The 21,572-nt window shown below is 72.5% G+C and carries 20 protein-coding genes; 11 read left to right on the top strand and 9 right to left on the bottom strand.

The window, feature by feature from the left end; genetic code table 11:
- Positions 1-24: 24 nt before the first annotated feature.
- Positions 25-900, bottom strand: coding sequence for an alpha/beta fold hydrolase (locus IF22_RS0122340; protein ID WP_030335074.1), 876 nt, complete (start codon positions 898-900; stop codon positions 25-27).
- 316 nt (positions 901-1,216) lie between these two features.
- Between IF22_RS0122340 and IF22_RS0122335 the strand changes: the two genes are divergently transcribed.
- Positions 1,217-2,185, top strand: coding sequence for a zinc-binding dehydrogenase (locus IF22_RS0122335; protein WP_030335072.1), 969 nt, complete (start codon positions 1,217-1,219; stop codon positions 2,183-2,185).
- 191 nt (positions 2,186-2,376) lie between these two features.
- Here the strand turns inward: IF22_RS0122335 and IF22_RS0122330 are convergent, their stop codons facing one another.
- From IF22_RS0122330 to IF22_RS0122320, 3 genes are read right to left on the bottom strand one after another with little or no spacing between them, the layout of a single operon-like run.
- Positions 2,377-2,694: an antibiotic biosynthesis monooxygenase family protein gene (locus IF22_RS0122330; protein WP_030335071.1), complete on the bottom strand. Its 318-nt coding sequence runs from the start codon at positions 2,692-2,694 to the stop codon at positions 2,377-2,379.
- Positions 2,695-2,711: 17 nt separating this feature from the next.
- Positions 2,712-3,509 (bottom strand): exodeoxyribonuclease III, encoded by a 798-nt coding sequence (locus tag IF22_RS0122325; protein WP_030335068.1) that lies wholly within the window; start codon positions 3,507-3,509, stop codon positions 2,712-2,714.
- Between the two features lie 37 nt (positions 3,510-3,546).
- Complete coding sequence (locus IF22_RS0122320) at positions 3,547-4,467, bottom strand: proteasome assembly chaperone family protein (protein ID WP_030335067.1); 921 nt, start codon at positions 4,465-4,467, stop codon at positions 3,547-3,549.
- Positions 4,468-4,886: 419 nt separating this feature from the next.
- Between IF22_RS0122320 and IF22_RS0122310 the strand changes: the two genes are divergently transcribed.
- The 3 genes from IF22_RS0122310 (at position 4,887) to IF22_RS0122300 (ending at position 6,799) form a co-directional block, all read left to right on the top strand.
- Positions 4,887-5,741: a hypothetical protein gene (locus IF22_RS0122310; RefSeq protein ID WP_030335065.1), complete on the top strand. Its 855-nt coding sequence runs from the start codon at positions 4,887-4,889 to the stop codon at positions 5,739-5,741.
- Between the two features lie 106 nt (positions 5,742-5,847).
- On the top strand, positions 5,848-5,994 hold the full coding sequence (locus tag IF22_RS35475) for a hypothetical protein (protein ID WP_167337326.1): 147 nt from the start codon (positions 5,848-5,850) through the stop codon (positions 5,992-5,994).
- A gap of 49 nt (positions 5,995-6,043) precedes the next feature.
- Complete coding sequence (locus tag IF22_RS0122300; RefSeq protein WP_030335064.1) at positions 6,044-6,799, top strand: EcsC family protein; 756 nt, start codon at positions 6,044-6,046, stop codon at positions 6,797-6,799.
- 15 nt (positions 6,800-6,814) lie between these two features.
- Here the strand turns inward: IF22_RS0122300 and IF22_RS0122295 are convergent, their stop codons facing one another.
- Together IF22_RS0122295 and IF22_RS0122290 are read right to left on the bottom strand one after the other, a co-directional pair.
- Entirely contained in the window at positions 6,815-7,669 is an 855-nt protein-coding gene (locus tag IF22_RS0122295) for a GDSL-type esterase/lipase family protein (RefSeq protein ID WP_030335062.1), read from the bottom strand.
- A gap of 119 nt (positions 7,670-7,788) precedes the next feature.
- Complete coding sequence (locus IF22_RS0122290; protein WP_030335059.1) at positions 7,789-8,382, bottom strand: antibiotic biosynthesis monooxygenase; 594 nt, start codon at positions 8,380-8,382, stop codon at positions 7,789-7,791.
- Positions 8,383-8,504: 122 nt separating this feature from the next.
- Here IF22_RS0122290 and IF22_RS0122285 point away from each other — a divergent pair, with 122 nt between their 5' ends.
- Genes IF22_RS0122285 through IF22_RS0122265 form a run of 5 tightly spaced genes read left to right on the top strand, consistent with a single transcriptional unit; the run spans position 8,505 to position 13,077 of the window.
- On the top strand, positions 8,505-8,768 hold the full coding sequence (locus IF22_RS0122285) for a DUF6343 family protein (RefSeq protein ID WP_030335057.1): 264 nt from the start codon (positions 8,505-8,507) through the stop codon (positions 8,766-8,768).
- Positions 8,769-8,780: 12 nt separating this feature from the next.
- Positions 8,781-10,196, top strand: coding sequence for an NADP-dependent succinic semialdehyde dehydrogenase (locus IF22_RS0122280; protein WP_030335055.1), 1,416 nt, complete (start codon positions 8,781-8,783; stop codon positions 10,194-10,196).
- A gap of 52 nt (positions 10,197-10,248) precedes the next feature.
- Positions 10,249-11,214: a TIGR03885 family FMN-dependent LLM class oxidoreductase gene (locus IF22_RS0122275; RefSeq protein ID WP_030335052.1), complete on the top strand. Its 966-nt coding sequence runs from the start codon at positions 10,249-10,251 to the stop codon at positions 11,212-11,214.
- 37 nt (positions 11,215-11,251) lie between these two features.
- Positions 11,252-12,823 (top strand): Na+/H+ antiporter, encoded by a 1,572-nt coding sequence (locus IF22_RS0122270; RefSeq protein ID WP_030335050.1) that lies wholly within the window; start codon positions 11,252-11,254, stop codon positions 12,821-12,823.
- On the top strand, positions 12,820-13,077 hold the full coding sequence (locus IF22_RS0122265; RefSeq protein ID WP_030335049.1) for a UBP-type zinc finger domain-containing protein: 258 nt from the start codon (positions 12,820-12,822) through the stop codon (positions 13,075-13,077). Before IF22_RS0122270 ends, IF22_RS0122265 begins: the two co-directional genes overlap by 4 nt.
- Before the next feature lie 474 nt (positions 13,078-13,551).
- On the opposite strand, the gene IF22_RS0122255 is transcribed toward IF22_RS0122265, so the two are convergent.
- Positions 13,552-14,466 (bottom strand): hypothetical protein, encoded by a 915-nt coding sequence (locus IF22_RS0122255; RefSeq protein WP_030335045.1) that lies wholly within the window; start codon positions 14,464-14,466, stop codon positions 13,552-13,554.
- A gap of 209 nt (positions 14,467-14,675) precedes the next feature.
- On the opposite strand from IF22_RS0122255, the gene IF22_RS0122250 reads away from it, so the two are divergent.
- On the top strand, positions 14,676-15,332 hold the full coding sequence (locus IF22_RS0122250; RefSeq protein ID WP_030335044.1) for an HAD family hydrolase: 657 nt from the start codon (positions 14,676-14,678) through the stop codon (positions 15,330-15,332).
- Positions 15,333-15,397: 65 nt separating this feature from the next.
- On the opposite strand, the gene IF22_RS0122245 is transcribed toward IF22_RS0122250, so the two are convergent.
- Positions 15,398-18,007, bottom strand: a complete 2,610-nt coding sequence (locus IF22_RS0122245) for a glycoside hydrolase family 9 protein (protein ID WP_030335042.1) — start codon at positions 18,005-18,007, stop codon at positions 15,398-15,400.
- 273 nt (positions 18,008-18,280) lie between these two features.
- Here IF22_RS0122245 and IF22_RS0122240 point away from each other — a divergent pair, with 273 nt between their 5' ends.
- Complete coding sequence (locus tag IF22_RS0122240; protein WP_030335040.1) at positions 18,281-19,006, top strand: PP2C family protein-serine/threonine phosphatase; 726 nt, start codon at positions 18,281-18,283, stop codon at positions 19,004-19,006.
- Between the two features lie 8 nt (positions 19,007-19,014).
- On the opposite strand, the gene hrpB is transcribed toward IF22_RS0122240, so the two are convergent.
- The gene (gene hrpB, locus IF22_RS0122235) at positions 19,015-21,555 is read right to left on the bottom strand and encodes an ATP-dependent helicase HrpB (RefSeq protein ID WP_030335038.1); all 2,541 of its coding nucleotides are present in this window, start codon (positions 21,553-21,555) and stop codon (positions 19,015-19,017) included.
- Positions 21,556-21,572 lie beyond the last annotated feature (17 nt).

The following is a 21,572-nucleotide window of genomic DNA, read 5'->3' as shown; positions in this document are numbered from 1 at the left end:
GTCAGCACAGTGGGCGGCCCAGCGTCAACTCAGGAAGGTCAGTAGTTGGCGGGTGGTCTCGTCGGGGGCCTCCTCCGGGATGAAGTGCCCGACCGGCACCGGCTCGCCGCGCACGTCGTCGGCCCACTCCCGCCAGATCGCCATCGGGTCGTCGTAGAGCTTCGCGACCTGGCCGCGCTGGCTCCAGAGGAACAACACCGGGCAGGCGATCTTCCGGTTGCCCCGGTCCGCCTCGTCCTGCTGGTAGTCCACCGTCGCGGCGGCGCGGAACTCCTCACAGATCGCGTGCGCCGTGGCGGGGTCGCTGAACTGCTTGACGTACGCCGCCCGTACCTCGGGCGGGAAGGCATCTTTGACCTCGGGCCAGGTGTCGAGCATGAAGTCGACGAGCACTGAGGGCGCTGCCTTGATGAACTGCTCAGGCACCGGCGCCGGTGCCGCCAGGAAGGACCAGACCCAGTAGGAGAGGCTGAACGCCCTGTCCGCGCGGTTGTAGACGTCGCCGATGGGAACCACGTCCATGACGGCCAGTCGGGTGACGGCGTCCGGTTCGTCCAGGGCGAGACGGTACGCGCAGCGGGCCCCACGATCATGGCCGACGAGCCGGAACTGCTGGTAACCCAGAATCCGCATCATCTCGATCTGGTCGCGGGCGATGGCGCGCATGCTGTACGGCTCGTGATCCGAGGTGCTGGGCGGTGTGCCGCTGTCGCCCCAGCCCCGCAGGTCGGTGGCGACGACTGTGTACTTCTCGGCGAGCCGTGGCGCGACCTTGTGCCACATGAGGTGCGTCTCGGGGATGCCGTGCAGCAGCAGGACGGGCGGCCCGCTTCCACCTCGGCGACCGTGGATCGTCGCGCCCGGCGTCTCGATGTCGAACACGTCGAAGCCGTCGAACATGGCCAGAATCCCCCCGAACGTTGGCATGCGCCCCGGGCGAACGGCGTGGCGCGGCTGGCGGGGCGACTGGTGGCCGGCTACCGCTCGGGCCGCCTCGACGCTATCAACGCAGACAGCCGGTCCGGCGCGATTCGACTGTGGTGCCGGCCTGAGCACCTCCGCGGGTGTGGCGGTGCGGTTCCGACATCCCGGTCAACTCCGCCATCGATCTCCGAACCTCTGGCTTGACCTCAACCAATGTTCAAGTCCTAGCGTCGCTGAGACGACGTGTCGAGGCGGCTCCTAGCCGTCGGACCGCGGCTGATTGGAGACATACGTGCGTGCGATCCAGGTCTCTGCGTACGGGGGTCCGGAGGTTCTGATCCTGGTGGACCTGCCCGATCCGCAGGCCGGGGAGGGGGAGGTCATTGTTCGGGCCGAAGCCGTGGACACGATCTACGTGGAGACTCAGATCCGCAGTGGCTGGGGGGAGAGGTTCGGCGTCACCCCGCCGTACGTGCCGGGCGGCGCAGCGGCCGGAACGGTCGTCTCCACCGGACCGGGCGTCTCCGCGTCCTGGCTCGGCCGCCAGGTCGTCGCGGGTGCCGGGACGCGGGGTTCGTACGCTGAACTGGTTCGGACCAGCGTCGACCGGCTGGTGCCGGTCCCCGACGGTCTGGGCCTGCGGGAAGCGGCTGGTCTCGCACACGACGGTGTGACCGCCATGGGCATCATCGACAGCCTCGGCGTCAAGCCTGGCGACCGGGTGCTGATCCTGGGGGCCGCGGGCGGCATGGGAACGCTGCTCGTTCAGCTCGCCCACGGTCTCGGTGCGCAGGTCGTGGGAGCGGCCCGTGGCGCGGACAAGCTCACACTTGTACGACGGCTCGGCGCCGACGCTGTCGTCGACTACGCCACGGAGGGGTGGGCCGACGCGGTACGCGAAGCCCTTGGTGGTCTGTCCGTCGACGTGCTGCTGGACGGTGTCGGGGGAGATCTGGGCAGCGACGCCTTTCATCTGGTGGCCGACGGCGGGCGGGTCTCGGCCCATGGGGCGGCGAGTGGCACCTTCGCCACGGTGGACCCGCAGAGTGTTCAGGCGCGCGGCGTCGACGTACACGGCATCGCGGACGTCCAGTTCAAGGCGCCGAAGATGGTGCAGCTCGCGAGCAGGGCTCTGACCGAGGCGGTGCAAGGGCGGATCCGCCCGGTCATCGCACGCGAGTACCCGCTGTCCTCCGCGGCCGACGCTCACCGCGCGATGGAGGCGCGCTCGATCCCAGGCAAGGCCCTGCTCATTCCCTGAGGCGGGTTGGTCGGAAGCGGTGGCCCGCGACCCGGACCGTTGCCGAGGTCGCAACAACTGTCCGCAGCTTGACTGGGCGATCGAGCTGACTGCCGAAGTGGCTTCGGTCAATCCTTGAAATCGGGGTGTCCCACTGATTCGGACACCCCGATTTCCCTGAAACCGAGTCGATCAAGCCCCGCGAGGGTCAACTAGGGCTGGGGGACGTGCAGGGCCACCTCGAACTCCAGGAGGCTGGCGCCGGTGGCGACCGGGGGGCGGGGCTTGTCGCCGGGCGCGCTCGCGTGCGCGGCGCGGGACGGGCCGGCGGCCCAGGCCTGGTACGCCTCTTCGCTCTCCCACTTCGTGTAGACGAAATAGCGGGTCTCGCCGGCCACCGGGCGGAGCAGTTCGAAGCCGAGGAAGCCGGGGGAGCTCTCCACCGTGCCGGCTCGGGCGGCGAACCGCTTCTCCAACTCCGCGCCGCCGCCGGCCGGGACGTCGATTGCGTTGATCTTCACGACTGCCATCTGCCCACCCTAGCCAGTCAGAACGCCTCGACCGCGGGCACCAGGTCCGCGTCGACAACGATCGGCGCGTGGTCGGAGGGGCCCTTGCCCTTGCGGGCCTCGCGGTCCACGTACGCGGAGCGGACCGCTCGGGCGAACGGCGCGGACGCGTACACCAGGTCGATTCTCATGCCCTTGTTCTGGTGGAACATGCCGGCGCGGTAGTCCCAGTAGGTGAAGGGGTGCGGGCCCTTCATCGGGGTCGGCACCACGTCGGTGAGGCCGAGGTCGCGCAACGCCGCGAGGGCCGCCCGTTCGGCCGGGGTGACGTGCGTCGAGTGGGTGAAGACCGCCGGGTCCCAGACGTCGGCGTCGGTCGGGGCGACGTTGAAGTCGCCGCAGACCGCCAGCGGCAACCCGGCGGCCAGCTCGGCGTCCAGCGCGTCACGCAGTGCCGCGAACCAGGCCAACTTGTACGCGTAGTGCGGGTCGTCCGGCGTCCGGCCGTTGGGCACGTACACCGACCAGACCCGCACCCCGTCGCAGGTGGCGGAGATGGCTCGGGCCTCGGGCTCGGGGAAGCCGGGTTCGTCGGCGAACCCGACCCGGACGTCACTCAGCCCGGCCCGGGACAGGATGGCGACCCCGTTCCACCGGCCGTCGCTGTGGCTCGCCACGGTGTAGCCCAGCTCGCCCACCTCGGTCACCGGGAAGGCGCCGTCCGGGCACTTGGTCTCCTGCAGGCAGACGACGTCCGGCCCGGTGTCGGCCAGCCACTGCAGCAGCCGGGGTAGGCGGGCCTTCACCGAGTTGACGTTCCAGGTCGCCAGGCGCATGCCCCCAGCCTGCCGCATTCGCCCGCGCGACGCTGGTTCAGCTGCCCGGGGTGTCGCCGGGACGGGTCTGTTCGGCCAGGAACCGTTCCAGTTCCGCGCCGAGTTCGTCGGCGGTGGGCAGGGGACCGGCGTCCGGGGCGAGCAGGCTCTTCTCGCCCCGACCCCGGGCGAACGCGTCGTACTGCTCCTCCAGGGCCTGGACCAGGGCCGCGGCGTCCTCGGTCTGCGCCACCTGGCGGTCGATCTCGACCCGGACGACCTCGGCGGCCGAGCGCAGCCCGTCGCCGGGCAGCAGCAGCCCGGTGCTGCGGGACACCGAGGTGAGCAGCACCTCGGCGGCGGCCGGGTACTCGGTCTGCGCCACGTAGTGCGGCACGTGGGCGGCGAAGCCGAGCGCGTCGCGGCCCTGCTCGCCGAGGCGGAACTCCAGCAGGTGACCGACGCTGCCGGGCACCTGGACGCGTTGCAGCCAGGGCTCGTAACCGCTGATCAGCTCCGGGCGGGTGGCGTGTGCGGTCACCCCGGTCGGGCGGGTGTGCGGGACCGCCATCGGGATCGAGTTGAGCCCCACGGTGAGCCGGACGTCCAGCCGGGCGGCCAGCCCGGCGACGGCGGCCACGAAACGCTCCCACTGCAGGTCCGGCTCGGGGCCGGTGAGCAGCAGGAACGGGGTCTCGTCGTCGTCGTGCAGCAGGTGCAGCTCCAGCTTGGGCGCGTCGACGCTCTCCCAGTGGTCCTCGACGAAGGTCATCACCGGTCGTCGCGACCGGTAGTCGAAGAGCTGGTCGACGTCGAAGGTGGCGATCGGCCGACCCTCCAGCGAGGTGAGCAGCTGCTCACGCGCCAGTCGGCTGGCGTTTCCGGCGTCCACGAACCCGGTGAGGGCCTGGATCAGGACCGGCTGCCCGAGGTCGGGCAGATCGTCGGTGAGCTGGTAGAGCTCGTGTGGGTCGAGCACCGGTGCGGACCTCCCTGAAATGTGCCTGCGGGGCGCGCTCGCGACGGAGGGCACCCGTTCGGGCAACGTACCCGCCATCCTGGTGCATTCCTGCGCCGGGCGATCCGTTGGGCGGGTGGTGGGCATGACCGGACCAATCGGTTGTTTGTGCCAGCCGGTTGATCCGCCTGGCCGATCGGTTGAGGGGCGGTTCGGCCCAAAGGCCGAGTTTGTCGATCATGTCAGGCCGGGTGGTTGGATGTCCGGCTTTGCGACTTCTGTGGCGGTCCGCGCGCGACACCCGCTTCATCCGGTACGCGAGGTCCGTTCCCCGGGCGGGTCGACCCGCCCGGGGCGTCCACCGGTACCCGTCGAATCTGTGTCGAGGACCACGTGATCACCGTGCGTGATCGGGCTCTCGGCCTGCCTAGCCTCGGCTGATGCGTGACGACGACACCCTCGACGAGACGTACGCCCCGAGCACCCCCACTGCCGATACGGAGGATGGCACCTCAACCGAACGGACAACCGCCGCGAGCCGGCTCCGGGCGTACGCCCGGGACCTGACCGGTCGACGCCGGGCACAGCTGGCGCTGGCGACGGGCGTGGTGTGCTGCCTCGGTCTGACCGCCGTCGTCCAGGTCCGCGACGAGGACGCCGGAGCGACGACCCGGGGCGGATCGCCCTCCAGCGCCGAGCTGGCGCAGCGCGCCGAGCAGCAGCGCGCCTCCCGTTCCCTCGACCGCACGGCCGCCCCGAGCACCTCCGCCGCCGCCCCCACGGCAAGCCCCGCCGACCCGGACACCAGCGCGCCGGCCCGCAAGGTCGCCCCGGCTCGCCCGACCGATCCGGCACCCGTCGCCGGGCTGGACGAGGACCAGATGGAGAACGCCGAGGCGATCGTCCGTACCGGCCGCAAGATGGGTGTGCCACGCCGGGGTCTGGTGATCGCGGTGGCCACCGCCATGCAGGAGAGCAATCTCTACAACGTGGCCAGCGGCGTGCTGCCCGAGTCGCAGGACTATCCGCACCAGGGCGTTGGCTGGGACCACGACTCGGTCGGGTTGTTCCAGCAGCGTTCCAGCAGCGGCTGGGGCCCGGTGGGGCGGCTGATGGACCCCGAGTTCGCGACCCGGCAGTTCCTCAGCGCGCTGGAGCAGGTGCCCGGCTGGCAGCGGATGCGGCTCACCGACGCCGCCCAGGCGGTGCAGGTCTCCGCGTACCCCGAGCACTACCAGCAGCACGAGTGGCGGGCCACCCGGGTCGTCGACGCCATCGTGCCGGCGGGGCGGTAACCTACCGCCCACTATGGACGGTCAGGGTTGAGGCTGTCGCATCCCGGGTACATGTGTTGCGGGTACGGGGTACACATGACTGAGGGATCGTCGACAGGAGGACGTTATGTCACTGATGCAGCGGATCAGCGCGTTTTTGAAATCACCGAAGGGGCAGCAGATGGTCGACCGGGGCCGTCGCGAGATGGCCAAGCCGGGCAACCAGCAGAAGCTGAAGGGGTTGGCAGCGCGGTTCTCCAACCGCCGCCGCTGACCGCTCCATCGGCCGCCCTGTCCGCCGTTTCCACCCCTGGGGAGACCTGGTGACCGACACCCCGCCCGTCGGCGGTCAGCCCGCCGCCCCTACTCCGCAGCCGTCCGTCGACCTGCCGGCCGGGCCGGTGGACGCCCCCGAGGGTCCGCCGGCCCGACTCTGGGACCGGATGCGTGACGACCCGCAGTACGCGCCGGAGCACCTTGCCCTGGAGGCGGTGCGCCGCCTCGGGCCGGAAGCCGTGCAGTGGGCCGTCCGGGCCCGGGCCGAGCAGCCCGGGGTGTCCGCCGATGTGCTCGCCGACCAGGCGGCCCGCAAGTTCGTCAACCTGGCTCGGCTCTCCGGCGCGGTTTCCGGCGCGGCCGGGCTGCCCGGCGCCGTGATCGACGTGGGCGTGCTGGCCTGGACCCAGGCGCGGATGGTGCTGCACATCGCCGCCGCGTACGACGTCGACCCGCTGCACAGCGATCGGGCCACCGACCTGCTGGTGCTCCAGCGGGTGCACAAGGTCGCCGAGAGCGCCCGGCTGGCGCTCGGCGTGGCCGCCGGCCGGGAACGCGCCGACGCGCTCTTCGGCCTGGGCGGCCAGCGTCCGCTCGGTCGGGTCATGCTGCAACTCGGCATCCGGCTGGCCCAGATGGCCGGTGTCCGGGCCGCGAAGCGGATGGTCGCCAAGATCGTCCCCGGTGCGGCCATCGTGCTCGGCACCTGGGCCAACTCGTCGGCTACCAAGGACCTCGCCCAGCGGTCCCGGGCCCTCTACCGCTCCCGTGGCAGCGTCGTCCCGGAGCCGCGCCAGCCCTGACGTGCGTCCCGGTCCTCAGCTGGCCAGGCCGGAGGAGCGCCAGGTGACCTCGGCGATGCGGCCCTGGCCGGTGGCGTTGGGGTGGAACCAGTCCAGCGGGTTGAGCAGATCCAGCGTGAACCGGACCTTGTGCAACGCGCCGCCGTCGTGCCGGCACCGGGACCCGTACGCCCGGCAGGCCGCCGTCAACTCGGCGTTGTAGGCGGCGATCCGATCCCGGACGGCGGCCCGGCGCGCCCGGTCGGCGGGGGCGGTCGAGGTCGCCTCGGCCAGCAGGGCCGGGCAGATGCCGCCCCGCCGCCACGCGCGGGTCGCCCGGGCGTCGTCGTGCCCGACCTCCCAGAGCCGGTACAGGTCGGGGATGCTCACCACCAGCACCCGGGCCTTCGGCCGGCCGGTCCGCAGAACCCGCAGCCCCTGGTCGACGTCGGCCCGGAACTGCTTCACCGGCGTCATCGCGTCCACTCCGCCCCGGCAGACGTCGTTGGCGCCGATCAGCACCGTGACGTAGTCGGCGCGGTCGCGTACCGCCGCCTGGGCCTGACCGGCGAGAGCGTCCGCGCGGGCGCCGGGACGGGCGTGGTTGTACCTCCGGTCGCGGATCGCCGAGTTCTGGTCCAGCAGCCGTCGGTAGTGGCTCTGCACCCGCAGCCCGTCCCCGGTCGACCAGGAGTTGCGCTCGCAGGAGGTGAGCACCAGGCAGGAGGCGAAACCGGTGCTGATCGAATCGCCGAGGGCGGCGATGCCGCCGGGCCCACCCGACGGCGGGGCGCTCGTGGTGGGGCGGGGTGTCGCCGAGGTGCCACCCTCGCAGGCCAGCGCGACCAGCGCCGCGAGACAGGCCAGGGCGGCAACCCAGCGTCGAGGCATGACGTCTCCCGTTCCGCAGCACAGAGCGACACCGCGGTAACTCTATGCGCAGGACGCGGTGTGCCGGGAAGTTGCTGTCGGGTATGCGGCAGAGCGCCGACACGGAAGCCGTCGAGGTGCTATGCGTCCCGCCAGGGTGCCGGCTGGCCGTGCAGCCACCAGTGCAACGCACGGGTGATCCGGGGCAGCACCAGGTAGGTCATCAGCGGGGTCAGGCAGAGCGTCATCAGGAGCACCCGGGCCGCCAGCGGCACCGCGTCGAGGAAGCGGCTCGTCAGCAGGGTGGCGGTCAGACTCAGCGGGAAGAACGCCAACCAGATGGTCACCGCCTGCTTCCAGCGGGGCGGCGACGCGGGCGCGACCGGCTCCACCGGGTCCACCGAGTGCTCCAGCGGCCTGTCGAACCAGCCCTCGATCCCGGTACGCCGCTCCACCCGGGTGTGCTCGACGATGCCCTGCGCCGAGCTGAGCCACCAGTGCCGCTGCGGCGACTCCTCCCACCGGCGCAGCGTCTCGGCGTCGGCGAAGCGGTAGAGCATGTGCCACTCCGGCGAACCGGGGCCGCTCTGCACCCAGCCGGCGCCCAGGAACCCGGGGAACGCCTCGGCCAGCGCGGTGCCGGCCCGCATCCAGGCCACCATCTCGCTGGCCCGGTCGGGGTCGACGCGGCGGGCGATGGAGACGGTCACCGGCACGGTGAGGGTCATTGACATGCGCTCATCCTCCGGCCGGCGGGGCCGCGGCGCGAACGGATGTGCCGGAGCACACCGGCGCGGCCGGGTCCGCCCGCGCGCCGTACCGGTTAAGCCGGCCGATCGGGGGTAGATCGGTGGGTATGACGAGATCGCAGCCTCGGCGCGCCCGTGGCACGGTCGGCCACGCGAACAGCGCGCTGAACCTCCGGCTCACCCTCGCCAGCTTCGGTCTGGTGATCATGGTGGTCTTCGCGGTGCTGGCGTTCTGGGCCGGTATCGCCTGGCTCGGCGTACTCTGCGCGATCTTCGCCGTGGTCGCCGTGGTCGACCTGGTCGTGATCCAGCGCCGCCGCGCCGCCCGCCGCCGCGAGGAGCCGGGCGTACGACACTCGCTGTTCGAGTGACAGGAGGACGAGATGCCCCACATCGCCACCACCAACCCCGCCACCGGCCAGGTGCTCAAGACCTATGAGGCGATGTCCACCGAGCAGCTCGACGGTGCCATCGAGCGCACCGACCTCGCGTTCCAACAGTTGCGGGAGACGACAGTCGACCAGCGCGCCCGGTGGATGAACGCCGCCGCCGACCTGCTCGACGCCGAGCGCGACGAGATCGCCCGGATCATGACCACCGAGATGGGCAAGACGTACGCCGCGGCGCAGGCCGAGGTGACGAAGTGCGCCACTGCCGCCCGCTTCTACGCCGACAAGGCCCCCGCGTTCCTCGCCGACGAGCCGGCCGACGCCGACGCGGTGAAGGCGACCCGGGCGTTCATCCGTTACCAGCCGATCGGCGTGGTGCTCGCTGTGATGCCGTGGAACTTCCCGCTCTGGCAGGTGATGCGCTTCGCCGCGCCAGCGCTGATGGCCGGCAACACCGGGCTGCTCAAGCACGCTTCGAACGTGCCGCAGACCGCGCTGCTGCTGGAGGACGTGTTCCGCCGCGCCGGCTTCCCCGAGGGGGCGTTCACCACAGTGCTGGTCGGCTCGGACGCCGTCGACCGCATCCTCAGCGACCCCCGGGTACGCGCCGCGACGCTCACCGGCAGCGAACCCGCCGGCCGCTCCATCGCCCAGATCGCCGGACGGGAGCTGAAGAAGACGGTCCTCGAACTCGGCGGCAGCGACCCCTTCGTGGTGATGCCCTCGGCCGACGTGGACCGGGCCGCCGAGGTCGCCACCACCGCCCGCTGCCAGAACAACGGCCAGTCCTGCATCGCCGCGAAGCGGTTCATCGTGCACACCGACGTCTTCGACGCGTTCGCCGAGAAGTTCGCCGCGAACATGGCCGCACTCCGGGTCGGCGACCCGATGGACCCGGACACCGACGTCGGGCCGCTGGCCAGCGAGCGGGGCCGCGACGAGGTGCACGCCCAGGTCCGCGACGCGGTGGACAACGGCGCGACGGTGCTCTGCGGGGGCGAGCGGCCGACCGGTGCCGGCTGGTTCTACCCGCCGACGGTGGTCACCGACCTCACCCCGCAGATGCGGATGTGGTCGGAGGAGGTCTTCGGCCCGGTCGCCGGCCTGTTCCGGGTGTCGTCGTACGAGGAGGCCATCGCTGTCGCCAACGGCACCAGCTTCGGGCTCGGCTCGAACGCCTGGACCCGCGACCCGGCCGAGCAGGAGCGCTTCGCCACCGACCTGGACGCCGGCAACGTCTTCATCAACGGGATGACCACCTCCTACCCCGAGTTGCCGTTCGGTGGCGTGAAGAACTCCGGGTACGGGCGCGAGTTGTCGGCGCTGGGCATGCGGGAGTTCTGCAACACCAAGACGGTCTGGGTGGGCGAGGGCGCCGCCTCGGCCGGCGCCGGCGCGCACGCCGAATAGTTCGCGGTGCGGCACGCGTCAGCCGGCGCCGTCGTGGGTAGGAAGTGTGCCCATGACGTCGTTCGGGTTTCACGCCTCCCATGAGCAGATCGGTCCGCGCGCCCTGTTGGAGGCGGTGATGCACGCCGAGCGGGCCGGCTTCGACGCCGCCATGTGCTCCGACCACTTCTCCCCGTGGAGCGCCCGGCAGGGCGAGTCCGGCTTCGCCTGGTCCTGGCTCGGCTCGGCGTTGCAGGCCACCGGTATGCCGTTCGGCGTCGTCAACGCACCCGGTCAGCGCTACCACCCGGCGATCATCGCGCAGGCGATCGGCACCCTCGGCGCGATGTACCCGGGCCGGTTCTGGGCCGCGCTGGGCACCGGCGAGGCCAGCAACGAGCACATCACCGGCGACCCGTGGCCACGCAAGGACGTGCGTTCCGCCCGGCTGCGCGAGTGCGTCGACGTGATCCGCGCCCTGCTGGCCGGCGAGGAGGTCAGCCACGACGGGCTGGTCCGGGTGGATCGCGCCCGCCTGTGGACCCGCCCCGAGCAGCCGCCCGCACTTGTCGGCGCCGCCGTCAGCGTGGCCACCGCCCGCTGGTGCGCCGAATGGGCGGACGGGCTGATCACCGTGAACGCCCCGGTGGCGCACCTCCGCGAGATGATCGACGCGTACCGGGACGCGGGCGGGCGTGGACCACTGCACCTGCAGGTGCACGTCTCCTGGGCGCCGGAACAGGCACAGGCCGAGGCGATCGCGTACGACCAGTGGCGCAGCAACGTCTTCCCCCCGCCGGTCTGCTGGGACCTGGAGACCGCCGAGCACTTCGACGTGGTCTCCGCCGACGTGCCGGCGCAGCGCGTCGCCGAGGTGGTGAACGTCTCCTCCGACCTGGGCCGGCACGTCGGCTGGCTGGAGGAGTACCTGGAACTCGGCTTCGACCAGATCGCCCTGCACCACGTCGGGCAGGAGCAGCGCGGATTCATCGACGCGTTCGGCGCGGAGGTGCTGCCGAAGCTGCGCCCGGGCGGCTGAGCAGAGCGGTGTTCACGTACCCCTAGGCTCGTACCCCATGGAAAGCCTGTTCCCGGTCGTCGTCTTCCTGGCGATCGCCACCCTGGGCGCCGCGTTGGCCCGCCGGCTCGGCCTGCTCGCGCCGATCGTGCTGGTCGTCCTCGGCCTGGCGCTCTCATTCGTGCCGGGCTTCCCGCAGGTGCACCTGGAGCCGGAGCTGGTGCTGATCGGCATCCTGCCGCCGCTGCTCTACGTGGCCGCGCTGGAGACCTCGGTGCCGGCGTTCAAGAACAACATCCGGCCGATCCTGCTGCTCGCGGTCGGCCTGGTGTTGTTCACCGCGTTCGTGGTCGGGTTGGTGCTGCACCTGCTGTTGCCCCAGGTGCCGTTCGCGATCTGCCTGGCCCTCGGCGCGGTGGTCGCCCCACCGGACGCGGTGGCCGCCACGGCCGTCGCCCGCCGGGTCGGGCTGCCCCGCCGGGTCGTCACCATCCTGGAGGGCGAGAGCCTGGTCAACGACGCCACCGCCCTGGTGCTGCTGCGGGTTGCGACGATGGCCACCGTCGGCTCGGCCGTCGGCACGGCGGAGGTCGCCGTCGAGGTGCTGCGGGCCACCGGCGGCGGCATCCTGATCGGGGCGCTCGGGGCGCTGGTGTTCGGCTTCCTGCACCGGCGCATCACCGACCCGCTGCTGGACAACGCGCTGTCGCTGATCATCCCGTTCGCGGTGGTGTTCACCGCCGAACACCTGCACGCCTCCGGCGTGGTCGCGGTGGTCGTCACCGGTCTGGTGCTCGGCCACAAGCTGCCGCAGCTGCTGTCGGCGGCGTCCCGGTTGCAGATCGGCGCGTTCTGGCGACTTGTTCGTTTCCTGCTGGAGGGCCTGGTCTTCCTGCTGGTCGGGCTCCAACTGCGGGACGTGCTACGCGAACTCGACGAGCCGATCGGCTCGCTCACCCTGATCACCCTCGCGGTGCTCGCCACCGTCTTCCTGACCCGGTTCGTCTGGCTCTTCCCGGCCACCTACCTGGCCCGGTTGGTCCCCCGGGTCCGCCGCCGTGACGCCCGGCCGTCGCCGAAGGTCCCGATCATCATCGGCTGGGCCGGCATGCGCGGCGTGGTCACCCTGGCCGCCGCGCTCGCGCTGCCGCTGACCCTGGCCGGCGACGAGCCGTACCCCAGGGCGTTGTTCATCTGGCTGGCCTTCGCCGTGATTGTTTTCACCCTGGTCGGCCAGGGCGCCACCCTGCCACTCGTCGCACGCCGGTTGAAGCTGCCGCCGGACGACGCGGTGCAGGACGCGCTCTCCGCGGCCGGGGTGCAGCAGCAGGCCAGCAGGGCCGCCCAGGAACGCCTGGACGAGTTGGCCGACACCGCCCCGGACCCGGTGGTGGCCCGGCTGCGCCGAGCGGTGGAGGACCGCACCAACATGGCGTGGGAACGACTCGGCGGCGACGAGCGGGAGACCCCGTCGCAGGCGTACGGTCGGCTGCGACAGGAGATGATCGACGCCGAGCGGGAGGTGTTCCGGGCTGCCCGGGACTCCGGTCGGATCCCTGAGGAAGTGCTGGTGCAGGCCTACCGCGACCTGGACCTGGAAGAGTCGTTGCTGCGAGAGGTTGAGAAGTGAGCTGTCAGCACCTGACCGAGGCCGGTGCCGCCGAACCACGCACCCCCGACGAGTGCGCCGACTGCGTCGCCATCGGCGACACCTACTGGGTGCACCTGCGCACCTGCCTCAGCTGCGGGCAGGTCGGCTGCTGTGACTCGTCGCCCAATCAGCACGCGAGCAAGCATTTCGCGTCCACCGGCCACCCGCTGATCCGCTCGGCGCAGCCGGGCGAGGCCTGGCGGTGGTGCTACGTCGACGAGGAGATCGGCTGAGCGCTGGCCGGAAGCGGCTCGGCGCGGTTCGTCAGGGCCCGTCGGGTCAGCGGCGGCACGACCAGCCCGGTGACCGCGAGCAGCCCGGCCAGGACCGACCAACCGATCGGACCGACAGGGTGTGCAGCCGACCAGGCGGCGGCAGCGGCGACAACGACCGCCAGCGGCCGCGGAATCCCGCGGAGGTGCCCATCCACCGACCCTAGAACCGTCACGTGCACCCCGATGCCCCGCACAGCGCGGCGCCCGTCACGTCCGTAGCCAGAACATCTGGCTCCCGTGAGCGGTGGCGGCCGTCCTACGCGGCTGCCTGATCGGAACTGACGAACCATGCACCCGACCTGACATCGACAGGCTGCGCCAACTTCTCCACCATGGACCGAAAATAGAACAGGCGTACGACAGTTTTGTGCCGGCCGCAGTGTGCTGCCGGAGGTTTCGAAGGTCCAGTCCAGCGTCCGATGCAAGCCCGTCTCACGGGACAACGTGGTCCGCCAGCCGTTCCGTGGCGAGGCAGGAGACGAGGCAGCGTTCCTTCGCGTCGCCGTTGAGCCGGGCGGTCCAGTCGGTGAGGCCGCCGTCGCCGATCTCCAGGTCGCCGCCGAGGAGGGTGATCCGAAGGGCGCAACCGGTGTAGTAGCCGCGAGCGCGGGTGCGTTCCGGCTCGTCAACGAGCGGCACGCCACCCCCGTCGAGTGCTGGTCGGACGGTGTCGGCCAGCCGTTCCCGGACGACGTCGTCGTCGAAGGTCGTGACGTGCAGCTGCGGTGCGGCGTCCGGTGCCAGCTCGGCGAGAACGGTCCGCCAGTAGGTGAGGTGGCGGGTCAGCAGTCGGGCCTGGGTGTCGCCCGAGCCGGTGTCCCGGGCGCTGGACACCAGGGCGAAGAGCCGGAAGTGCGCCGACGTCCCGGCGCCGAAGTCCTGCGCCCGCAGCACCCGGTGGACGGCGGCCAGGTGCACCTCGCTCTGCCGACGGCGACGCACCGCGGCCTCGACCGCGAGGGCGTTGGTGGGGTCGCTCAGCACCTCGCTGGCGCGCATCGTGGTGACGATCCTGTTCTGGCCGCCCCGGGCGACCGCCGAGCAGGTGCCGACCGGTACGACCGGCGACAGCTCCACACCGGAGACGTCGGCGGGCAGCAGCTGCCACATCCGGGCCTCCAGCCGAGCGAGGACGCGGGGATCCGCGCCGGACGGGCGGACGAAACGGTCCTCGCGCCAGCGGCGTACCACCTCCGACGGGCGTACCGCCGCCGCCCGGTCGCGGGCCACCGCCAACAGCAGAGTCCGCAGGTCCGCCCCGGACAGTCCGGCCAGCGCGGCCCGCGTCCCTGCCGGCATCGCCGCCCACACCCGACGCTCCGCACCGGCCAGTTCGTCGCCATCCATGGGCCTCACAGTGGCTGACGCCGCCCTACCGCTCCACCGGTTTTGCCGCCGGTCCGGTGATTCATCCACGTCATCAGCTCGACAGCGCCGCCGAGAGGGTCACCGAGTGCCGGCAACCCCACCTAGGCTCCAGCGACACCGCGACCGCGCGACAGCGACAGCGACAGCGGCAGCGCCCTCAGCGACCGCGACGAGGAACGGGGACAAACATGATCAGCACGGTCTTCTTCGATGTGGGCGGCACCATTCTCGACGAGTCCCGCGAGTTCGCCGACTGGGCCGACTGGCTCGGCGTGCCCCGGCACACGTTCTCGGCGGTCTTCGGCACGGTGATCGCCAGGGGTCTGGACTATCAGGAGGTGTTCCGGGTCTTCCGGCCCGACTTCGATCTCACCACCGAGCTGGCCCGTCGGGAGGCCGCCGGCCGGCCGGAGTCGTTCGCCGAGGAGGACCTGTACCCGGACGCGCGTGGGTGCCTGACGTCCTTGAAGGACCAGGGCCTGTTCGTGGGCCTGGCCGGCAACCAGCCGGCTCACGCGGAGGCGACCCTGCGCGATCTCGACCTTCCCGTGGACGTGATCGGCACGTCGCACGGGTGGGGCGTGGCGAAGCCGGCACCGGCGTTCTTCGAGCGGGTCGTCGACGCGGGCGGCGGGGTCGCGTCGTCGATCCTGTACGTCGGGGACCGACCCGACAACGACGTCCGCCCGGCCCTGGAGGTTGGCATGAAGGCGTGCCTGATCCGGCGGGGTCCGTGGGGGTACATCCTCGACCCCTCCGAGGTGGCCGAGCGGTGCCTGTTCCGGATCGACTCGCTTGTCGAGTTGCCGAGCCTCGTCGCGACGCACAACGCGGCCGGCGGTTGACCCGCCGACCGCGTGTTCGTGCCGTCCTGGTGGCCGCCTTCCCCGGGCGGCCACCAGGACGGGGATCAGGTCAGCGAGCAGGCCGCGCCGTTGACGGTGATCAGGCCAGGGCTCGGGTTGGCGCCGCCGCTGGTCGTCGCATTGAAGCCGAACATCACCGAGCCGCCAGGCGCGATCTTGGCGTTGTGCGACTCGTTGCGCGCGGTCACCGTCGCGCCGGACTGGGTGACCTTCGCCAGCCACGCCTCGCGGACCCGCTGACTGCCGGTGAACGCGAAGCGCACGTTCCAGCCGTTGACGACGGTGGACCCGGTGTTGCGGATGGTCAGCTGGGCGGTGAACCCGGTGCCGCCCTGCCAGGCGCCGTAGTTGGTGTACGCCACCGAGCAGGTGGTGGCCGGTACCGCGCCGGCGTCACCCTGGTCGGCCAGGAACGAGGCGATCCAGGTCAGCGCCGAGTTCCAGTTGATCGCCACCTCGTTGGTCGAGTACGAGTTGATGTCGTCGACGTAGCAGAACATCGGCTCACAGCCAGCCAGCAACTGCGCCACGAACGGGTCCTGGAGGGCCGCGTTCGGGCCACCGGCGAGGGAACCGGCCGGCGGTCGGGGCAGGCTCGGGTCGAGCTGGTGGCCGAAGATCCGACTGTGCTGGTTCTCCGCGGCGTGCTCGCCCCACCCGGTGACGTAGGAGATGTTCAGGGCGTTGCGACCGAGGATGTAGTCCATCGCCTGCACGGCACCGTCGCGGTAGGCGGCGTTGCGGGTCAGGTCGAACGCGGTGGCCAGCACCACGGCGTTGTTGATGACGTTGCTGTTGCCGCCCCAGAAGTAGCTGTTGGCGTCACCGGGCATCGGCAGCCCGTACGCCTGGCGGCGCAGCTCGGCCAGGTACGTGTCGGCCGCGGCCGTGACCGACGCGCGGACCCGGGCCAGATCGGCGGCGGGCAGCCCGTTCGGCACGGTGGCCAGGTCGAGGCGGCCCAGCGCGGCGACGCTCTGCCAGCCGAAGCCCCGCGGGTCGAACACGTTGCCGGTGTGGTGCGGTGAGGCGGTCAGGTCGGCCAGGTAGGTCTGCGCGCCGGTGGTCAGATACAGCTCGGCCGCCGCCCAGTAGAACTCGTCGGTGACGTTGCTGTCGTCGTACGCGCCGCCGCCGGTGCCGTCGGTCGGGCTGGCGTACACCGCGGGGTGGGCCTTGGCGGCGGCGTAGGCCGTCTTCGCGGCGGTGTCGCAGCGGGCCGCGAAGGTCGCGTCGTACGGGGCGAAGAGCCGGGCGCACTGGGCGGCGGTGGCGGCGAGGTTGAGGGTGGCCGCCGTCGACGGTGCGTGCAGCTCGCGCGGCTGCGGGTCGTCCTGCGGGGCGAGCGGCAGCCCGGTCCAGTTCTGGTCGTGGATCTTGTGGTGGACCATGCCGGCGAGCGGCTTGCCGGCGGGCACCTGCATGCGCAGCAGGAACTCCAGCTCCCAGCGGGCCTCGTCGAGGATGTCCGGCACCCCGTTGTCGCGCTCGGGCACCCGCAGCGTGCCGTCGGCGAGTTCGGCGCCGCCGTTGGCGGTGGCCGCCGTCTTGGTCCGCTCGAAGGTGTTCAACAGCTGGTAGGTGGCGATGCCGCCGTTGACCACGTACTTGCCGTGGTCGCCGGCGTCGTACCAGCCGCCGCGCACGTCCAGCGAGTAGTCGCAGACCCCCGGCTGGCAGGGCACGTTGGTGTCGCCCTGGTTGGGTGCGACGCCGAGGTGGCCGGCGGGTCGGGCGTACTCGTCGCCGATCAGGTCGCCGTCGATGGCGATGCCGCTGCGCTGGGCGTAGAAGAACTGCAACGAGTCGGAGCGCAGCTGGTCGTAGAGGGCGCCGGAGACGTCGAACGGGTGGCTGGTCTCGCCGTCCACGGTGAGCGTGAGCCCGGTGCCCGGGGTGCGGTAGCTGGAGAAGTCGACGGTGTGCACGTTCTGCCCGGAGGCGGCGTCGACACCGCGAGCGGTGGTGGTGCCACTGGCCACGACGGCGCCGGCGGCGCTGCGCAGCTGCCAGGGCAGCGCTTCGGTGGCCTCGGTGACGACTGTGGCGTTCTTCGGGCCGCCCGGCAGGTAGCCGACCTGGTTGACGCGCACCCGTGGCCCGGTGTCCGGCACGTACGGCTCGGGCGGCTCGCCGCCGCGCAGCGAGACGTCGTCCAGGCAGATGGTCTGCGCCTGGGCGGCACCGCCGACCTGGAAGATCAGTTGGGCGTTGGGGTTGGTGTCCGGGACGGTGAAGGTCTGCTCGACCCGCTGGGCGGTGCCGGTCGCCGTGGCGTCCACCGCCGCGTACGTGGTGTAGGGGGCGCTGCCGAGCTGCAACACGGCCTTGACCGCGGCGCCGGGGGTGGCGGAGACATCGAAGCCGAGGGTGTATTCGGCGCCGGCGATCAGCGGTACGCCGTCCTGGCCGATGCCGGCGTCCCACGGGTTGGCCAGCCCGCCCGCCACGGTGGTGCAGAGCCGGCCGTCGGTGACCGCCAGCGGGCCGGTGCCGAAGGAGAACCAGGGGCTCACCCCGGCGCTGAAGTCGCCGTTGTCGATCTGCTCGGGGGCGTCCGGTGGTGGGTCGGCGTGGGCCGCGCCGGCGCCCGCGCCGGTGAGGGCCAGAGTGGTCGCCGCAGCCAACAGGAGGCGGCGTCGGGATGGCGTCACGGGGAGTCCTTCCGGGACGGGAAGTGGGACGTGGTGGTGGCACTGTGGGGCGACGAATTCTGGGAGCGCTCCCAGTTGTCGGCTCGATGTTTCCAGCGTCGGTACCTCATGTCAATTGATCTGATTGGATGGGTTCCGGCGTGCGACGAGGGCGGTCACCCCGGCGGGTGCTCCGCGACGCGCCGCCACCCGAACGTGAGATTGGCCGCGCCACGCGCCGTCGTCCTGATCTCCTAGAGACAACTGCGCCCTTCGCCTGGCAGGCTGCCTCCCATGACCCTGAAGCTGCGTTCCGTAGGAACGAGCGACCGTGGGCTGATCCGCAGCGGAAACCAGGACGCCCTGCACGCCGGCACCTGGCTCGTCGCCGTCGCCGACGGCATGGGCGGGATGGCCGCCGGCGACCTGGCCAGCGCCCTCACCATCGACGCGGTCGCCCCGCTGGACGTCGAGACACCCGAGGACGCCCTGGTGGCCGCGCTGGAAGGCGGCATCGCGCTGGCCACCTCCCGGATCCGGCAGGCGGTCGCCGAGGATCCTGAGCGCCAGGGCATGGGCACCACGCTGACCGCCCTGCTCTTCGCCCGTACCGGCAGCTGCCTGGCCCTCGCGCACGTCGGCGACTCCCGCGCCTACCTGTTCCGTGAGGGCGTGCTCAAGCAGGTGACCCGGGACGACACGTTCGTCCAGATGCTGGTGGACCAGGGTGTGATCACCGCCGACCAGGCCAGCAGCCACCCGCGCCGCGCCGTGGTCACCCAGGCCCTGCAGGGTGACGAGGTCTCCCCGTCGTACGCGACGATGGTGCCCCGGGCCGGCGACCGGTGGCTGTTGTGCAGCGACGGCCTCTCCAACGTGGTCCGCCCGGACACCCTCACCGAGGTGCTCGGCGGCTATCCGGACCGGGGCGCCTGCGCCAGCAAACTGATCGACCTGGCCCTGCACGCCGGCGCGCCGGACAACGTCACCGTCGTGGTGGCCGACGTGGTCGAGGAGTAGGCCGGCGCTCAGCGTCGACGTGGCGTGGCGTGCCGGGTGGGCGTCGCCGTGGCCGGGTCCTCCGGCCACGGGTGCCGGGGATAGCGCCCGCGCAGCTCCGAGCGGACCTGCGGGTAGCCGGTGCGCCAGAACGACGCCAGATCGGCGGTGACCGCCACCGGCCGGCCGGCGGGGGAGAGCAGGTGCAGCAGCACCGGCACCCGACCGTCGGCGATGCGGGGGGCCGCCGGCCAGCCGAACGTCTCCTGCAGTTTCACGGCGAGCACCGGCGCGGCCGGGTCGCCGTAGTCCAGCCGGATCCGGGAGCCGCTGGGGACGTCGATCCGCTCCGGGGCCAGCTCGTCCAGGCGGGCGGCCTGCGCCCAGGGCAGCAGCCGGCGCAGCGCCGACGGCACGTCCACCCGGGCCAGGTCGGCCCGGCGTCGCGCGGCGGCCAGCTCCGGGCCCAGCCAGCTCGGCGCGGCGTCGAGCAGCGAGGTGTCGTCGACCTCCGGCCACGGATCACCCAGGTGGTGCCGCAGGAACGCGAGCCGCTCCCGCAGCGCCCGCGCCGCCGGCGTCCACTGCAGCAGCCCGAGGCCGTCCTGACGTAGGCCGGCGAGCAGCGCGGCGGCCACCTCCGCCCGGTCCGGCCGGTCCAGCCGTTTCTGGACCAGCTCGATCGCGCCCAGCCGGGTCACCTCCCGGGCCACCACGTCCCCGTCGAACCAGCCGACCTCACGGTCGGTGCGCAGCAGCGGGCCGGCCGCCTCCCGGGCCGTCGCCTCGTCCACCGGGCAGGCCCGGCGGACGCGGGCCGACGGCGCGCCGGGGGTGCGGTCCGCGACCGCGACCGCCAGCCAGTCGGACCCGGTCAGCCCCGAGCCGGCGGCCAGCTCCGCGGCGGTCCCGCCCGTCATCAGGTACGCCGAACCGCCCGGCCGCCGCACCCGGGCCAACCGTTCCGGGTACGCCAGACCAACGAGCAGCCCGGCGGCGAGATCGTCGCTCAGCCCACCCGCGCCGCGGTGGCCGGTGGCGTCGACGCGACCCGCCGCCGGGGCACCGGTCGGCAGCGCGGCGCGCAGCCGGCGTACCTCGGCACGCCAGCGGGCCGTCGCGCCCGCGTCCACGCCGGTGCGCAGCCGACGCCAACCGGCGACCAGATCGTCACCGGGGCCGGCCGCGCTCTCCTCGGCGAGCACCGCCACCACCTCGGCGGCCCGGTCGGCGCCGACCCGGTCGGCACCGTCGAGCAGCGCCCGGGCCAGCCGCGGATGCGCCCCGGCGGCGGCGATCGACCGCCCCCGTGCCGTGATCCGACCGTCGGTGTCGACGGCGCCCAGGGTCCGCAGGGTGTCCCGGGCGACAGTCATCGCGGCGGCCGGCGGCGCGTCGGGCAGCGCGAGCCCGACGCCGTCCGGTCGGCCCCAGGCGGCCAGCTCCAGCGCGAAACCGGTCAGGTCGGCGGTGGCGATCTCCGGTTCGGCGCGGGCGGGCAGCCGCTCGTGGGTCGCCGCCGACCAGCAGCGGTAGACGTACCCGGGGGCCTCCCGGCCGGCCCGGCCGGCCCGTTGGGTGGCGGCGGCCCGGGAGACCGGCACGGTGACCAGCGCGCCCAACCCACGGGCCAGGTCGATCCGGGGCACCCGGGAGAGCCCGGCGTCCACCACGATCCGCACGCCCGGGACGGTCAGACTGGTCTCGGCCAACGCGGTGGCCAGGACGACCCGCCGTCGGTCCGCGCGGCGCAGGGCGGCGTCCTGCTCGGCGCCGCGTTGACGGCCGTGCAGGGGCAGGAGCGCGACAGTGTCCCGCAGGTCGGTCAGTCGGCCGGTGACCGCCGCGATCTCGCCGGCCCCGGGCAGGAAGACCAGCACGTCGCCGTCGTGCTCGCGCAGCGCCCGCCGGACGGTGGCGGCGACGTGGTCGAGCAGGGCCCGGTCCACCGGCCCGGCCCCGGGCGCGGCGATCGGGCGGGCCGGGGGCGCCCAGACCCGCTGCACCGGATGCAATGCTGAGTCGGCGCGGACCACCGGGGCCGGGGTGGACCCGCCCAGCAGCGCGGCGAACCGGTCGGTGTCCGGGGTCGCCGACATCGCCAGCAGCCACAGATCCGGCCGGAGGGTGGCGCGCGCCTCCACGGTGAAGGCCAGCGCGAGGTCGGCGTCGAGTTGGCGTTCGTGGCACTCGTCGAGCAGCACGGCACCCGTGCCGGGCAACTCCGGATCGTGGTGCAGCCGGCGGACCAGCAGGCCGGTGGTGACCACCTCGATCCGGGTGGCCGGGCCGACCCGGCGTTCGCCGCGTACCGCGTAGCCGACCCGCTCACCGACCCGTTCGCCGAGCAGCTCGGCCATCCGCCGGGCAGCGGCCCGCGCCGCCACCCGGCGGGGCTGGGCGATCACCACCCGACCGGTCACCCGGTCGGCCACCGCCAGCGGCGCGAGGGTGGTCTTGCCGGTGCCCGGTGGGGCCACCAGCACGCCGGCGCCGGCCTCGTCCAGTGCCGCGACCAGCGCCGGCAGCACCGGACGGACCGGCAGATCGAGGGTTACGTCGGAGAGCACGGCCCAGTCTCGCACCG

This window comes from Micromonospora parva (assembly GCF_000718515.1).
In the GTDB taxonomy this organism is placed as follows: Bacteria; Actinomycetota; Actinomycetes; order Mycobacteriales; family Micromonosporaceae; genus Micromonospora; species Micromonospora parva.
This window is presented reverse-complemented; position numbering and strand designations above follow the sequence as displayed.

Coding starts and splice junctions, on each gene's coding strand:
- IF22_RS0122285 (WP_030335057.1), top strand. CDS start 8,505: ATGACGAGATCGCAGCCTCGGCGCGCCCGTGGCACGGTCGGCCACGCG.
- IF22_RS35475 (WP_167337326.1), top strand. CDS start 5,848: ATGTCACTGATGCAGCGGATCAGCGCGTTTTTGAAATCACCGAAGGGG.
- IF22_RS0122290 (WP_030335059.1), bottom strand. CDS start 8,382: ATGTCAATGACCCTCACCGTGCCGGTGACCGTCTCCATCGCCCGCCGC.
- IF22_RS0122295 (WP_030335062.1), bottom strand. CDS start 7,669: ATGCCTCGACGCTGGGTTGCCGCCCTGGCCTGTCTCGCGGCGCTGGTC.
- IF22_RS0122340 (WP_030335074.1), bottom strand. CDS start 900: ATGTTCGACGGCTTCGACGTGTTCGACATCGAGACGCCGGGCGCGACG.
- IF22_RS0122250 (WP_030335044.1), top strand. CDS start 14,676: ATGATCAGCACGGTCTTCTTCGATGTGGGCGGCACCATTCTCGACGAG.
- IF22_RS0122270 (WP_030335050.1), top strand. CDS start 11,252: ATGGAAAGCCTGTTCCCGGTCGTCGTCTTCCTGGCGATCGCCACCCTG.
- IF22_RS0122275 (WP_030335052.1), top strand. CDS start 10,249: ATGACGTCGTTCGGGTTTCACGCCTCCCATGAGCAGATCGGTCCGCGC.
- IF22_RS0122325 (WP_030335068.1), bottom strand. CDS start 3,509: ATGCGCCTGGCGACCTGGAACGTCAACTCGGTGAAGGCCCGCCTACCC.
- IF22_RS0122330 (WP_030335071.1), bottom strand. CDS start 2,694: ATGGCAGTCGTGAAGATCAACGCAATCGACGTCCCGGCCGGCGGCGGC.
- IF22_RS0122280 (WP_030335055.1), top strand. CDS start 8,781: ATGCCCCACATCGCCACCACCAACCCCGCCACCGGCCAGGTGCTCAAG.
- IF22_RS0122310 (WP_030335065.1), top strand. CDS start 4,887: ATGCGTGACGACGACACCCTCGACGAGACGTACGCCCCGAGCACCCCC.
- IF22_RS0122240 (WP_030335040.1), top strand. CDS start 18,281: ATGACCCTGAAGCTGCGTTCCGTAGGAACGAGCGACCGTGGGCTGATC.
- IF22_RS0122255 (WP_030335045.1), bottom strand. CDS start 14,466: ATGGATGGCGACGAACTGGCCGGTGCGGAGCGTCGGGTGTGGGCGGCG.